The 13,273-nt window shown below is 62.5% G+C and carries 11 protein-coding genes; 5 read left to right on the top strand and 6 right to left on the bottom strand.

Features of this window, described 5'->3' with window-relative positions:
• Positions 1 to 8 precede the first annotated feature (8 nt).
• Both KEM63_RS02565 and argE read left to right on the top strand, forming a co-directional pair.
• Positions 9 to 1,268 carry an inorganic phosphate transporter gene (locus tag KEM63_RS02565; protein ID WP_223654653.1) on the top strand — a complete coding sequence of 420 codons (1,260 nt, stop codon included), beginning with the start codon at positions 9 to 11 and terminating at the stop codon, positions 1,266 to 1,268.
• A gap of 67 nt (positions 1,269 to 1,335) precedes the next feature.
• Entirely contained in the window at positions 1,336 to 2,511 is a 1,176-nt protein-coding gene (argE, locus tag KEM63_RS02560; RefSeq protein ID WP_223654652.1) for an acetylornithine deacetylase, read from the top strand.
• Here the strand turns inward: argE and amn are convergent.
• Entirely contained in the window at positions 2,508 to 3,986 is a 1,479-nt protein-coding gene (amn, locus tag KEM63_RS02555) for an AMP nucleosidase (RefSeq protein ID WP_423747825.1), read from the bottom strand. The two genes, argE and amn, sit on opposite strands and share 4 nt — an antisense overlap.
• Before the next feature lie 124 nt (positions 3,987 to 4,110).
• Here amn and argA point away from each other — a divergent pair, with 124 nt between their 5' ends.
• Entirely contained in the window at positions 4,111 to 5,397 is a 1,287-nt protein-coding gene (argA, locus tag KEM63_RS02550; RefSeq protein ID WP_223654650.1) for an amino-acid N-acetyltransferase, read from the top strand.
• 32 nt (positions 5,398 to 5,429) lie between these two features.
• Here the strand turns inward: argA and yghU are convergent, their stop codons facing one another.
• Positions 5,430 to 6,302, bottom strand: a complete 873-nt coding sequence (gene yghU, locus KEM63_RS02545; RefSeq protein WP_223654649.1) for a glutathione-dependent disulfide-bond oxidoreductase — start codon at positions 6,300 to 6,302, stop codon at positions 5,430 to 5,432.
• Positions 6,303 to 6,449: 147 nt separating this feature from the next.
• On the opposite strand from yghU, the gene ilvD reads away from it, so the two are divergent.
• Both ilvD and KEM63_RS02535 read left to right on the top strand, forming a co-directional pair.
• Complete coding sequence (gene ilvD / locus KEM63_RS02540; protein WP_223654648.1) at positions 6,450 to 8,288, top strand: dihydroxy-acid dehydratase; 1,839 nt, start codon at positions 6,450 to 6,452, stop codon at positions 8,286 to 8,288.
• Positions 8,289 to 8,573: 285 nt separating this feature from the next.
• Positions 8,574 to 10,250 (top strand): putative bifunctional diguanylate cyclase/phosphodiesterase, encoded by a 1,677-nt coding sequence (locus KEM63_RS02535; RefSeq protein ID WP_223654647.1) that lies wholly within the window; start codon positions 8,574 to 8,576, stop codon positions 10,248 to 10,250.
• Here the strand turns inward: KEM63_RS02535 and KEM63_RS02530 are convergent.
• The 4 genes from KEM63_RS02530 to KEM63_RS02515 are packed head-to-tail and all read right to left on the bottom strand — an operon-like array spanning position 10,223 to position 13,119.
• On the bottom strand, positions 10,223 to 10,741 hold the full coding sequence (locus KEM63_RS02530; RefSeq protein WP_223655794.1) for a dihydrofolate reductase: 519 nt from the start codon (positions 10,739 to 10,741) through the stop codon (positions 10,223 to 10,225). The genes KEM63_RS02535 and KEM63_RS02530 overlap by 28 nt on opposite strands.
• A 2-nt stretch (positions 10,742 to 10,743) precedes the next feature.
• Positions 10,744 to 11,538 (bottom strand): thymidylate synthase, encoded by a 795-nt coding sequence (locus KEM63_RS02525; protein WP_223654646.1) that lies wholly within the window; start codon positions 11,536 to 11,538, stop codon positions 10,744 to 10,746.
• Entirely contained in the window at positions 11,522 to 12,328 is an 807-nt protein-coding gene (gene lgt, locus KEM63_RS02520) for a prolipoprotein diacylglyceryl transferase (protein ID WP_223654645.1), read from the bottom strand. Before lgt ends, KEM63_RS02525 begins: the two co-directional genes overlap by 17 nt.
• Before the next feature lie 8 nt (positions 12,329 to 12,336).
• The gene (locus tag KEM63_RS02515) at positions 12,337 to 13,119 is read right to left on the bottom strand and encodes a sulfite exporter TauE/SafE family protein (protein ID WP_223654644.1); all 783 of its coding nucleotides are present in this window, start codon (positions 13,117 to 13,119) and stop codon (positions 12,337 to 12,339) included.
• Positions 13,120 to 13,273 lie beyond the last annotated feature (154 nt).

Below are 13,273 nucleotides of genomic sequence, written 5' to 3'. Positions count from 1 at the left end.
TTTCAGCTATGACCCTGATTGCGGAATACGGCACCATCCTGCTTGTTATGGCCTGTTTGTTCGGGTTTTTCATGGCCTGGGGCGTCGGTGCGAACGACGTGGCGAACGCCATGGGCACCTCGGTCGGCTCCAAGGCGCTGACCATCAAGCAGGCCATTCTGATCGCCATGGTGTTCGAGTTCCTTGGTGCGTACCTGGCCGGGGGCGAAGTCACCGAAACCATTCGAAGCGGCATTCTCGACTCCGATCTCATCTCCCCGGAACAGATGATCTTCGGCATGCTGGCGTCCCTGCTCGCTGCCGGGTCCTGGCTGCTCATCGCGTCGATCAAGGGCTGGCCTGTATCGACCACCCACTCGATCATCGGCGCCGTCATCGGCTTCGGCGCGGTTGGCGTGTCCATGGAAGCGGTGGACTGGGGCGGCGTGGTCCCGATCGTCAGCAGCTGGGTCATTTCGCCGCTGCTCTCGGGCACCGTGGCCTTCATGATCTTCATGAGCGTGCACAAGCTGATTCTGGATACCGAAGACCCTTTCGCCAATGCCAAGCGCTATGTGCCCTTCTACATGTTCGCCGTGGGGTTTTTCGTCACGCTGATGACGGTGACCAAGGGGCTCAAGCACGTCGGACTGGATCTTTCGATCGCGCAAAGCTTCCTACTCGCAGCACTGGTCGGTTTCCTGGTTACGGCCTTGGGTGTCGCGCTACTGACCCGGGTCAAGGCCGACCCGGAAGCAGACAAGAGTTTCCACTTCGCCAGCGTGGAAAAGGTCTTCGCCGTGCTGATGATCTTCACCGCCTGTGCAATGGCCTTTGCCCACGGCTCGAATGACGTCGCCAACGCGGTAGGTCCGCTCGCTGCCATCGTCAGCACCCTTCAGTCAGGCGGCATCGTTTCCGAGACAGCGATGGTCCCCGGCTGGGTTCTGCTGCTGGGCGCGGTAGGTATCGTGATCGGCCTGGCGACTTACGGTTACCGGGTCATCGCGACGATCGGCAAACACATCACCGAACTGACGCCCAGCCGTGGCTTCGCCGCAGAGCTGGCAACCGCGGCAACCGTAGTCGGTGCATCCGGTATCGGCCTGCCGGTATCGACCACCCATACGCTGGTCGGCGCCGTGCTTGGGGTAGGTATCGCGCGGGGTATCGGCGCGCTGAATCTGCGCGTGATCGGTACGATCTTCAGCTCCTGGCTGATCACGCTGCCCGCTGGCGCAGCGCTCTCGATCATCTACTTCTTCATCTTCCAGGGCATTTTCGGCTGACGGGAACATTCTCGGCGCGTAAGCTGGTCTGAACGATTCAGACCGCTTTCGCCGCCAGGAGCCCGTTATGGCCGTACCCTCGCTCAAGGCGCAGTTCGACGCGCTGCTCAAAGCCCCTTCCATCAGTTGCACCCAGCCCGAGTTCGACCAGTCCAACATGCAGGTCATCAATCTGCTGGCTGACTGGCTGGGCGAGCTGGGTTTTGCCTGCGACATTCAGCCGATAGCCGGCGAGCCAGGCAAGGCCAATCTCATCGCCACCCTGGGCAGCGGTCCAGGCGGTCTGGTCCTGGCCGGGCATACCGACACGGTGCCGTGCAATCCGGAGAAGTGGAATTTCGATCCCTTTGCACTGACCGAGGCGAACGGCCGCTGGTACGGCCTGGGCAGCTGCGACATGAAAGGTTTTTTTCCGCTGATCATCGAAGCCGCGCGGGCCTATGCGGATCGACCCTTCCATCAGCCGTTGATCGTGCTTGCCACCGCGGACGAGGAAAGCTCGATGAGCGGCGCCCGCGCACTGGCGGCCAGTGGTCAGCCCAAGGCGCGCCACGCGGTAATCGGCGAACCTACCGGGCTGCGACCTGTGCGGGTGCACAAGGGTATCCTGATGGAGCGGATCGATATCATTGGCCAGGCCGGCCATTCATCCGACCCGTCGCTGGGCCGCAGCGCGCTGGAGGCCATGCATCTGGTCATCGCCGGTCTGATCGACCTGCGCGGCCAATGGCAGAAGCGCTGGAATGACCCGCTATTCAGCGTGCCCACCCCGACGCTCAATCTTGGCTGCATACACGGCGGGGACAATCCCAATCGCATCTGCGCCAAGTGCGCGCTGGAATTCGACATCCGCCCGCTGCCGGGCATGGACCCGGACGCGCTGCGCGCCGATATCCAGAGCAGACTGCACAGGGTGGCTGCCGAGCGACAGGTCAGGATCGACTACAAACCGCTGTTCCCCGGCGTTCCTCCGCTGAATACGCCTGCCAATGCTCCGCTGGTACTGGCTTGCGAGCAGCTGACCGGCCACAGCGCAGGCAGCGTTGCCTTCGCCACCGAAGGCCCGTATTTCAATCAGGCGGGCATGCAGACCCTGATTCTCGGACCGGGCGATATCGACCAGGCCCACCAGCCGGACGAGTATCTGGCGATGGACCGCATTCAGCCAACGGTGGATCTGCTCAAGCAGCTGATCGAACGATTCTGCCTCTCAGCTGATGCTGACCCCGCCCCCACCCATTAGCGGAACGGCGGCTCATCGAAGCTGCGCAGCTTGCGTGAATGCAGCGAAGCGAGTTCGCTGCGAAGCAGCTCCAGCGCAGTGATGCCGATATGCAGGTGCTGGGTGACTGCGCGTTCGTAGAAGGCGCCGGCGGCGCCCGGGAGCTTGATCTCGCTGTGCAGCGGCTTGTCTGACACGCACAGGAGCGTGCCGTAGGGCACCCGCAACCGATAGCCCTGCGCAGCAATGGTCCCGCTTTCCATATCCACCGCCACCGCCCGCGCCTGGTTGATCAGCGGCCTTTCCTGCGCCCAGCGCAGCTCCCAGTTGCGGTCGTCGTAGGTCAGCACGGTGCCGGTGCGCAGACGACGCTTGAGCGCGTCGCCCCGATCACCTGTAACCTTGGCCGCTGCCTCCTGCAACGCCTGTTGTACTTCGGCCAGTGCAGGAAGCGGAATGTTCGGCGGCAGGACGCGATCGAGAATGCCGTCCCGGCGCATATAGGCATGCGCCAGCACGTAGTCACCAATCGTCTGCGACTGACGCAGCCCACCGCAGTGACCGATCATCAGCCAGCAGTGCGGACGCATCACGGCGAGGTGATCGGTGATGTTCTTGGCGTTCGATGGGCCCACCCCGATGTTGACCAGCGTGATGCCGTCTCCGTCTGCGGCCTGCAGATGGTAGGCGGGCATCTGATAGCGATGCCACTGCACGCTGGCGATCAACGCCTGCATGTCGCCCTCCTCCATGCCCCAGCGCAGCACCACGTTGCCGGGCAGAATCATCCGCTCGAAGCGTGACGCCTCGGTGAGCATATCGAGGCCGTGGCGGATGAACTGGTCGACATACCGGTGGTAGTTGGTCAGCAGGATCCACGGCTGTATGTGCCGCCAGTCACTGCCGGTGTAATGCACCAGCCGGCGCAGGGAAAAATCCACCCGCGCCGCATCGAACAGCGCCAGGGGCAGCGGGTCCATCGCTTCCCAGTCGAACAGGCCGTCGGCGTTGCTGTCAGTCACGGCGGCCAGGTCCGTGCTGGGGAAGATGCGCGCCAGCTCTCCGGCCGTGACACCGGAGCCGGCCAGCTCGTCGCCTCCTTCTACCACGTAGGGATACGGGATCGGCTGCTCGCTTACGCCGACCTCGATCTTCACGGTGAAATCGCGCATGAGCGGACGCAGCTGCTCGAGCAGATACTTGCGAAACGCCTGCGGCTGCGTGACGGTGACGCTGTAGGTACCCGGCACCTGTACCTTGGCGTAGGCCCGCACGCTGGTCGGCGTCTCGCCCGGGCAGTCGTAAACCAGCCGCAGTTCCGGATAGTGAAATCTGGCGGTTTGCTCGGCGGTGGGACGGGTTCGGTCCCGGATATACTGCTTCAGCGCATCGCCCAGCGCAGCGGTGGCCTGCTCGTACAAGGCCGCCAGGCGGTCGACGGCTTCCTCGGGGGTGCTCACTGCAACAAACGAATCGGACCGCACACTCACAGGCATTCTCTCTCTCGACGGTTTCACTGGCGTTGATCGGTTACCCATAGCATACCCGCTTACATTGCGTGCGATGCTTGATGCCGGCCGACCATTGTCCCTACACTGCCCTTTTCTGCGGAACAGCGCCATGTCCGACTACGTCAACTGGTTTCGTCATTCAACGCCGTACATCAACACGCATCGAGACACCACCTTCGTCGTGTTGCTGCCCGGGGAGGCGCTGGCTCATCCCAACTTCATCAACATCGTCCACGACATCATGCTGCTCAACAGCCTGGGCGTGCGGCTTGTGCTGGTGCATGGTTCGCGTCCGCAGATCGAAGAGCGCCAGACCGCACGCGGCGTCGCCTCGCGTTATCACAACGATTTGCGGATCACTGACAGCGATACCCTGGCTTCGGTCATGGACGCCGTGGGCAGCCTGCGTATCGCCATCGAGGCGGCGCTGTGCGTAGCCTCTGGTCAGGGGCCGAGACTACGCGTGGTCAGCGGCAATTTCGTGACGGCCAAACCGATCGGCGTGGTCGACGGGGTGGACTTCCACCACACCGGCGAGGTGCGGCGCATCGATCGCAAGGCGATCAACCGGCACCTGGACGAAGAGTCCATCGTGCTTTTGTCATCCATCGGCTACTCACCGACGGGCGAGGTATTCAATCTTGCCTGTGAAGACGTTGCCACCAGTGCTGCCAGCTCGCTGGAGGCAGACAAGCTGATCCTGTTCGGGCCCGACACCGGCATCTTCGACGATCAGGGCAACCTGCTGCGCGAGCTCAAGCCGACCCGGGCGCTACCGATTCTGGCCAGGCTCGGCAACAGCCTGCCCGGCACACTGCTCGCGGCCGCCTGCAAGGCCTGCAATTCGGGGCTACGGCGCAGCCATATCGTCAGCTTCGCCGATGACGGTGCGCTGCTGACCGAGCTGTTTACCCGCGACGGCGGTGGCACCCTGGTCACCCAGGAACAGTTCGAGCACATCCGCACGGCAACCATCGAAGATGTCGGCGGGCTGCTCGAGCTGCTTCGGCCGCTCGAGGAAGCAGGCATTCTGGTGCGTCGGTCTCGGGAAGTGCTTGAACGCGAGATCGGCCAGTTCACCATCATCGAACGCGACGGGATGATCATCGGCTGCGCTGCGCTGTACCCCTTGGAAGAGTCCACCTCAGCCGAGCTCGCCTGTGTGGCTATCGACCCGAACTATCGGCACGGCAAGCGCGGCGACCAGTTGCTCGAGCACATCGAGGCGCAGGCGCGCACGATGAAGATCGACACGCTGTTCGTGCTCACCACGCGCACCGCCCACTGGTTCCGCGAACGCGGCTTCGTGCCCAGCTCGGTCGAGCGTTTGCCGGCCAAACGGGCGCAGCTGTACAACTATCAGCGCAATTCCAAGGTCTTCGAGAAGGCCCTGTAGCGCGCCGGACGAGCTGGCCCGGCAGCCGGGCTTCAGCTCCGCTTGTCGAGCTTGTCCGCCGTGCGGAGGTCGAAATCGCTGGCGTCGTGCCGTTCGGCCAACTGCTCCGAAGGATCACCCCAGGTCCGATTGACCATCCGACCGCGCTTCACCGCCGGCCGCTCGCCGATCTCCTCAGCCCAGCGCAGCAGATTCCGGTAGGTGTGGGTCTGCAGGAACTCGGCTGCGCCGTACACCTGGTTGGTAGCCACCCCTGCATACCAGGGCCAGATGGCCATATCAGCGATGCTGTATTCGTCGCCAGCGATGAACGCGTGATCTGCAAGCTGTCGATCAAGCACATCGAGCTGTCGCTTGACCTCCATCGCGTAGCGGTTAATCGGGTACTCGTACTTCTCCGGCGCATAGGCGTAGAAATGCCCGAAGCCACCACCGAGCATCGGCGCGCTGCCCATCTGCCAGAACAGCCAGTTCAGGCACTCGGTTCGCCCGGCCACGCCCTGCGGAATGAACGCACCGAATTTTTCCGCCAGATAGAGCAGGATCGAGCCAGACTCGAAGACGCGCTGTGCGGGCTCGACGCTCTGATCAAGCAGTACCGGAATCTTGGAGTTCGGATTGAGCTCGACGAAACCGCTGCCAAACTGATCGCCCTCGCCAATGCGGATCAGGTAGGCGTCATATTCCGCTCCATCGAAGCCCCTGGCGAGCAGCTCTTCAAGCAGGATGGTGACCTTGACGCCGTTGGGCGTGGCCAGCGAGTACAGCTGCAGGGGATGCTTGCCGCGCGGCAACGTCTTGTCATGCGTCGGCCCCGCAACGGGACGGTTGATGTTGGCAAACTGGCCACCGCTGGCCTTGTCCCAGGTCCAGACCTTCGGCGGCGTGTAGGTCGAATCGGTCATACGTACTCCACTGACGTAACAGGTTGACCGAAAGAGGATAGCCGATGGGAGCGCTATGCAGGGCCGGCACCTGATGAGCCCGCCTGTGAGGTCTGAAGCAAACTTGATATGCTAGCCGGCTAGCAACGCATAACGAGACCACCCCAGATGCCTGATTATCGCTCGAAAACCTCGACCTTCGGCCGCAACATGGCCGGCGCGCGTGCGCTGTGGCGCGCCACCGGCATGAAAGACGAGGACTTCAAGAAACCCATCATCGCGATCGCAAACTCCTTCACGCAGTTCGTGCCCGGTCACGTCCATCTGAAGGACCTGGGGCAACTGGTGGCTCGGGAAATCGAACGCGCCGGCGGCGTTGCCAAGGAATTCAACACCATCGCCGTGGACGATGGCATCGCCATGGGGCACGACGGCATGCTGTATTCCCTGCCCTCGCGCGAAATCATCGCGGACTCGGTCGAGTACATGGTCAACGCGCATTGTGCCGACGCCATCGTCTGTATCTCCAACTGCGACAAGATCACCCCCGGCATGCTGATGGCCGCGCTGCGCCTGAACATCCCGGTGGTATTCGTTTCCGGCGGCCCGATGGAAGCCGGCAAGACCAAACTGGCGAGCCACGGCCTGGATCTGGTGGATGCGATGGTGATCGCCGCCGACGAAAGCGCCAGCGATGAGAAGGTTGCCGAATACGAGCGCAGCGCCTGCCCGACCTGCGGCAGCTGCTCCGGGATGTTCACGGCCAACTCGATGAACTGCCTGACCGAAGCCCTGGGCCTGTCGCTGCCGGGCAACGGTTCGACTCTCGCCACGCATTCGGACCGCGAGCAGCTGTTCCTGCGTGCCGGTCGTACCGCGGTGGAGCTTTGCAAGCGCTACTATGGCGACGGAGACGAAAGCGTCCTGCCTCGCAATGTGGCCAATTTCAAGGCGTTCGAAAACGCCATGACGCTGGACATCGCCATGGGCGGCTCCACCAACACCATCCTGCACCTGCTTGCCGCAGCACAGGAAGCCGAGATTCCGTTCGATCTGCGGGATATCGACCGGCTATCGCGCAAGGTTCCGCAGCTGTGCAAGGTGGCCCCGAACATTCAGAAGTACCACATGGAGGACGTGCACCGCGCCGGGGGCGTGTTCGGCATTCTCGGTGAACTGGCGCGCGGTGGCCTGCTGCATACCGACGTCTCCACCGTCCACAGCCCGAGCATGGAAGAAGCAATCGCGCGCTGGGACATTACCCAGACCGATGATGAGCAGGTGCACACCTTCTTCAGGGCCGGACCGGCCGGCATTCCGACGCAGACTGCCTTCAGCCAGTCGACCCGCTGGGACACGCTGGATGATGACCGCGCCAACGGCTGCATTCGCAGCGTGGAAAATGCCTATTCGGCCGAAGGTGGGCTCGCCGTACTGTACGGCAACATCGCGCTGGATGGCTGCGTGGTGAAGACCGCCGGGGTCGACGAGTCGATCCATGTCTTCGAGGGCAACGCGAAAATCTTCGAGAGTCAGGACAGCGCGGTAAAGGGCATCCTCGCCGACGAGGTGAAGCCCGGCGACATCGTTATCATCCGCTACGAAGGCCCCAAGGGCGGACCGGGCATGCAGGAAATGCTGTATCCGACCTCGTATCTCAAGTCCAAGGGACTGGGAAAGGACTGCGCCCTGCTCACCGACGGCCGCTTCTCGGGGGGCACATCGGGCCTGTCGATAGGTCACGCTTCCCCTGAAGCCGCGGCCGGCGGCGCCATCGGCCTGGTCCGCGACGGCGACAAGGTTCTGATCGACATACCCAACCGCAGCATCAATCTGCTGGTGAGCGACGAGGAGCTGGCCGACCGCCGCACCGAGCAGGATCGCAAGGGATGGAAGCCGGTCGAAGCCAGGCCGCGCAAGGTCACCACGGCGTTGAAGGCCTATGCGTTGCTGGCTACCAGTGCCGACAAGGGCGCCGTGCGCGACAAGGCGATGCTCGACGGCTGAGCGCTCGTCGCAGCGACGTCCCCGCCCGGAGACGTCGCTGCGTCATCAAGCCATGATCATCGTGCCCGCCAGGGCCACCAGTTCGCGCCAGCAATCCGGCATCAGCGCAAAACCCGCCGATGAACCGTCAAAACCCCGCCATTAGAGGGCTCCAGCCCTACCACCTGTCCGCATTAATTACCACTGATCGGTCAAAAGTACTGTCAGTGGAATGTGAACGAGCTAACATAATGAGGTCATAACGCGATCATGGACGCGTTTCACTCCTCGCTAGGCACGGACGTAATGGGCACAACCGCACGCAAACTGCTGCTGGTAGAAGCCGACCCGAACAAGCGAGAGCACATGCTCTCCCTGTTTCGGCAGCCCGCGCTCGCCTCCTTCGAGGTAGACATCTGCACTCAGCCCCGCGAGGCGGTACACCGGGCGGGGCAGAACGTGTTTTTTGCCTGTCTGCTGCCCAACGACCTGAGCCTCTTGCAGGACATCCGCCGAGTGGCGGTGGATACCCTGTGTATTCTCATCAGCGAAGGCGGTGATGCTCAGGGTGACAGCCGTGCCATCGAACAGGGCGCAGACGATGTACTGGTGCGAACGAGCATCGATGCCGACCAGGTCGACCGTGCCCTGCTGCACGGTCAGCTGCGGCGCGACAGCGGCAGCAAGCTCGAACGTCAGGCCAAGCAGGACCCTCTCACCGGCCTGGGCAATCGGGCACGACTGGAAGAAGAGCTTGACCGCCTGCTGATCCAGGGCAAACGCAGCGCCTCCGCTTTCGCCCTGCTCTACATCGACCTCGATTACTTCAAGCAGATCAATGACAGCTTCGGCCATGGCCTGGGTGATCTGCTGCTGGCCGTCATCGCCAACCGCCTGCGGCGGACCATGCGCCAGGATGACCTGATTGCGCGTATCGGCGGAGACGAATTCGTCGCGCTGTTGCGCAACGTCGCCGATCCCAACGATGCCGCGCTCATCGCCAGCAAGATCATTCATACACTGAGCGAACCGATCACCCTGAGCGGCCACCACCTGCTCATCTCGGCCAGCGTCGGCATCGCGCTGTACCCACAGCACGGACATTCGGCGACCGAACTGCTGCATCACGGCGACCAGGCGCTTTACCGGGCCAAGGCGAACGGGCGCAATGGCTACAGTTTCTTCAATCCCGAGGAGCAGGCGCAGACGCGGCATAACCTGGATATCGAACAGGGGCTGCGTCATGGTCTGCTGGAAGGGCAGTTCCGTCTGCACTACCAGCCTATCGTTGATACCCGAACCGGGGATACCGTCTCGTGGGAAGCGCTGCTGCGCTGGCAACACCCGCAGCTGGGACTGCTGTCTCCCGATGCCTTCCTCAAGCTGGCCGAACACAGCGGATTGATTCTGCCCATGGGCCACTGGGTAATCAGTCAGGCGCTGGCCGCCGTCAAGTCGTGGCGCGCAGCCGGGGTCGACTGCCGACTGTCCATCAACCTCAGCGACCGGGAACTCAAGCAACCCCGGTTCGCCGATCAGCTCAGACAACTTCTGGCCAAGAGCAAGGTGCCGCCCGGGGTCGTTCAGCTGGAATTGCGCGAAGCCGCCCTGCTCAAGCACGCAGAGCAGGCCGCCCAGTTGTGCCAGTCGCTCAACGCCCTGGGCGTGGACATCTGGCTGGATCACTTCGGCGCAGAATACGGCGCCCTAGGATATCTGACCCGATTACCCATCAAGGGCATCAAGGTCGACACACGTGAACTGACGAGTGAGCAGGACACCGACCATGCCACCTACCTGCGCAATCTGATCAAGCTGGCGCGCAGCCTGGACAAGCAAGTTACGGCCAATTACGTTGAAAACGCGCAGTCGGCCGAGCAGCTGTCGAGCTGGGGCGGTGACTTCCTCCAGGGCTACTGGATCGGCAAGCCGCGGCCCCTCGACGAGCTGCTCGATCAGTCCGGTAGCCTGTCCAGCACCTGATAGCGGTGTGCCGGGTGGCCGTCGCCTTCCGCCACTACGCGTTCCTGAACCAGCCGCCACTGCCCTTCATCGAACTCCGGAAACCATGCATCGCCCGGCGGGCTGATCTCCACTCGCGTCAGGTACAGCCGGTCAGCTCGTGCCATGAGCTGCTCATACAGGGTCGCGCCACCGATCACCATGACTTCGTCCACGGCATCCAGCGCAGCCTGAGCAAAGGCAATGTCCAGCGCCTCGTCCGGCGATCCGGCTATCCGTGCACCCGGCAGCTGCAGATGGGTCTGCCCGGTGACCACGATGTTGGTGCGGCCAGGCAGCGGCCGACCCAGCGAATCGAAGGTCTTGCGCCCCATGATGATCGGCTTGCCCCAGGTCACGCCGCGAAAGTACTTCAGATCCTCCGGCAGATGCCACGGCAACTGGTTCTCGCGACCGATCACCCTGTTGTGCGCCATCGCCGCGATCATCGCCACCCGGGGTGCTGCAATCATACTCATACCGCGACCGGCGCCTTGATGTGCGGGTGCGCCTGATAGCCCACCAGTTCGAAGTCTTCATAGGTGAAGGCGAAAAGATCCTTTACCTGTGGATTGAGCTTCATCGTCGGCAGCGGCAACGGCTCGCGGCTCAGCTGAAGGTCCGTCTGTTCCAGATGATTGGCATACAGATGGCAATCCCCCCCGGTCCAGATAAATTCGCCCGGCTGCAGATCGCACACCTGCGCGACCATCAGGGTCAGCAGGGCGTAGCTGGCGATATTGAAGGGCACGCCGAGAAAGATATCGGCCGAGCGCTGATACAGCTGACAACTGAGCCGACCATCCGCGACGTAGAACTGAAACAGGGCATGGCATGGTGGCAGCGCCATCTGATCGACCAGCGCGGGATTCCATGCCGAGACGATCAGGCGACGCGAATCGGGATTGCTGCGAATCATCTGCACCAGCTTGCCGATCTGATCGATCGACTCGCCATTCGGCGCCGGCCATGACCGCCACTGGTAACCGTAGACAGGCCCGAGATCACCGTTCTCGTCGGCCCATTCGTCCCAGATGGACACGCCGTTTTCCTTCAGATACGCAATATTGGTGTCCCCGCGCAGAAACCACAGCAGCTCGATGATGATCGAGCGCAGGTGGCATTTCTTGGTCGTCACCAGCGGGAAGCCTTCGGCCAGATCGAAGCGCATCTGATGCCCGAACACGCTGTAGGTCCCGGTACCGGTCCGGTCGCTCTTGAAGGTGCCGTTCTCGCGGACCTGCCGCATCAGATCAAGATACTGTTTCACGCGTTGCACTCTCGTTGCGATAGGCCCAGGCCATCATGCCGGCGCCGATCAGAATCATGGGAATACACAGTACCTGGCCCATGGTCAGCCAACCGAAGGCGAGGTAGCCGATATGCGCATCCGGCTCGCGGACGAATTCGACCAGGAAGCGGAAGGTACCGTAGCAGATGCCGAACAGCCCGCTGACGGCCATGGTTGGGCGTGGCTTGCTTGAATACAGCCAGAGAATGATGAACAGGGCAACCCCCTCCAGCGCAAACTGGTAAAGCTGCGACGGATGTCGCGCCAGTTGCAGCGGATCGGTCGGGAATACCATCGCCCAGGGCACGTCTGTGGGCTTGCCCCACAGTTCGGCATTGATAAAGTTGCCGATACGGCCAGCGCCCAGGCCGATCGGTACCAACGGTGCAATGAAGTCCATCAGATCGAAAAAGCGCTTGTTGTTGCGCCATGCAAACCAGCCAACCGCCAGCAGTACGCCGATCAACCCGCCATGGAAGGACATGCCCCCGCGCCATATCTGCAGAACCAGGCTCGGATCATTGATGTAAGCCGGCAGGTCATAAAACAGCACGTAGCCCAACCGCCCGCCAGCAATGACACCCAGCGCGACCCAGAACACCAGGTCCGACAGCTTTTCTCTGGACCATGTCGGATCGAACTGCTCCAGACGGCGACCGGCCAGCCACCAGGCTCCGCCAATCCCGATCAGGTACATCAGGCCGTACCAGTGAATCTGCAGCGGGCCCAGCGAAACGGCCACCGGGTCGATTTGAGGATAAGGCAACATGAGCATCCCTACACGAGGAAGTTGATTCCAACGCCCAGCAACAGCAGGGCAAACAGGCGTTTGAGCAGGCGCTGCGAAAGCCGATGAGCCAGTCTCGCGCCGAACCCTGCGAACAGCATACTGGTCGCGGCGATCCCGACCAATGCCGGCAGATAGATATATCCCAGGCTCCACTCGGGCAACGGCTGGGCCTGCCAGCCGGTCCATATGAAGCTGATCGCACCGCTGACGGCAATCGGCAGCCCGCAGGCAGATGAGGTGGCCACCGCCTGCTGCATCGGCACGCTCCGCCAGACCAGGAAAGGCACGGTCAGGGAACCGCCCCCGATACCAAAAATGGCGGACGCCCAGCCGATCACACCGCCAGCCGCAGCCAATCCCGGCTTACCGGGCACTTCGCGCCCGGCCTTCGGCTTGAGCTCGAATGCCATCTGGATAGCCACGCAGATGGCAAACACGCCGATGATCCGCTGCAGCAGAGGGCCTTCGAGGAGGGCAGCAGTCAGGGCACCGGCTACTGATCCAAGGATGATGCCCAGCGTCATCCAGACGAACAGCGGCCAGCGTACGGCACCTTTCAAGTGGTGCGCTCTAATGGCGTTGATCGAGGTGAAAGCGATGGTCGCCAGCGACGTGCCCACCGCCATGTGGGTGAGGACCTCGGACGAAAAGCCCTGGGCGGCAAAGCTGTACACCAGAACGGGCACGATGATCATGCCTCCGCCCACGCCGAACAGCCCGGCGAGCGTCCCGGCAAAACCACCCAGCACCAGATAAATCAAGAACTCCACCCGCTCACTCCCGCCATTGACTGGCGCCGACAGATCAAGCCCGACAGTTTAACGGAAATGGCGCTGCCATACGCAGCGACTGCAAACGGAATGGCCCTCAGCGCCCGCTCCCGCTCGCTTACGAAACATTCGGTATAGGTTTTGAAAAGCTTCT

Origin of the sequence: Halopseudomonas nanhaiensis (genome assembly GCF_020025155.1) — a bacterium.
GTDB lineage: Bacteria > Pseudomonadota > Gammaproteobacteria > Pseudomonadales > Pseudomonadaceae > Halopseudomonas > Halopseudomonas nanhaiensis.
Note: the sequence above shows the minus strand (reverse complement) of the source record. Positions and strands in the feature narration are given on the sequence as shown.

What these genes read in the sequence shown, in the direction of transcription:
- KEM63_RS02565 (WP_223654653.1), top strand. Translation starts at nt 9, where the DNA reads ATGACCCTGATTGCGGAATACGGCACCATCCTGCTTGTTATGGCCTGT.
- argE (WP_223654652.1), top strand. Translation starts at nt 1,336, where the DNA reads ATGGCCGTACCCTCGCTCAAGGCGCAGTTCGACGCGCTGCTCAAAGCC.
- amn (WP_423747825.1), bottom strand. Translation starts at nt 3,986, where the DNA reads ATGCCTGTGAGTGTGCGGTCCGATTCGTTTGTTGCAGTGAGCACCCCC.
- argA (WP_223654650.1), top strand. Translation starts at nt 4,111, where the DNA reads ATGTCCGACTACGTCAACTGGTTTCGTCATTCAACGCCGTACATCAAC.
- yghU (WP_223654649.1), bottom strand. Translation starts at nt 6,302, where the DNA reads ATGACCGATTCGACCTACACGCCGCCGAAGGTCTGGACCTGGGACAAG.
- ilvD (WP_223654648.1), top strand. Translation starts at nt 6,450, where the DNA reads ATGCCTGATTATCGCTCGAAAACCTCGACCTTCGGCCGCAACATGGCC.
- KEM63_RS02535 (WP_223654647.1), top strand. Translation starts at nt 8,574, where the DNA reads ATGGGCACAACCGCACGCAAACTGCTGCTGGTAGAAGCCGACCCGAAC.
- KEM63_RS02530 (WP_223655794.1), bottom strand. Translation starts at nt 10,741, where the DNA reads ATGATTGCAGCACCCCGGGTGGCGATGATCGCGGCGATGGCGCACAAC.
- lgt (WP_223654645.1), bottom strand. Translation starts at nt 12,328, where the DNA reads ATGTTGCCTTATCCTCAAATCGACCCGGTGGCCGTTTCGCTGGGCCCG.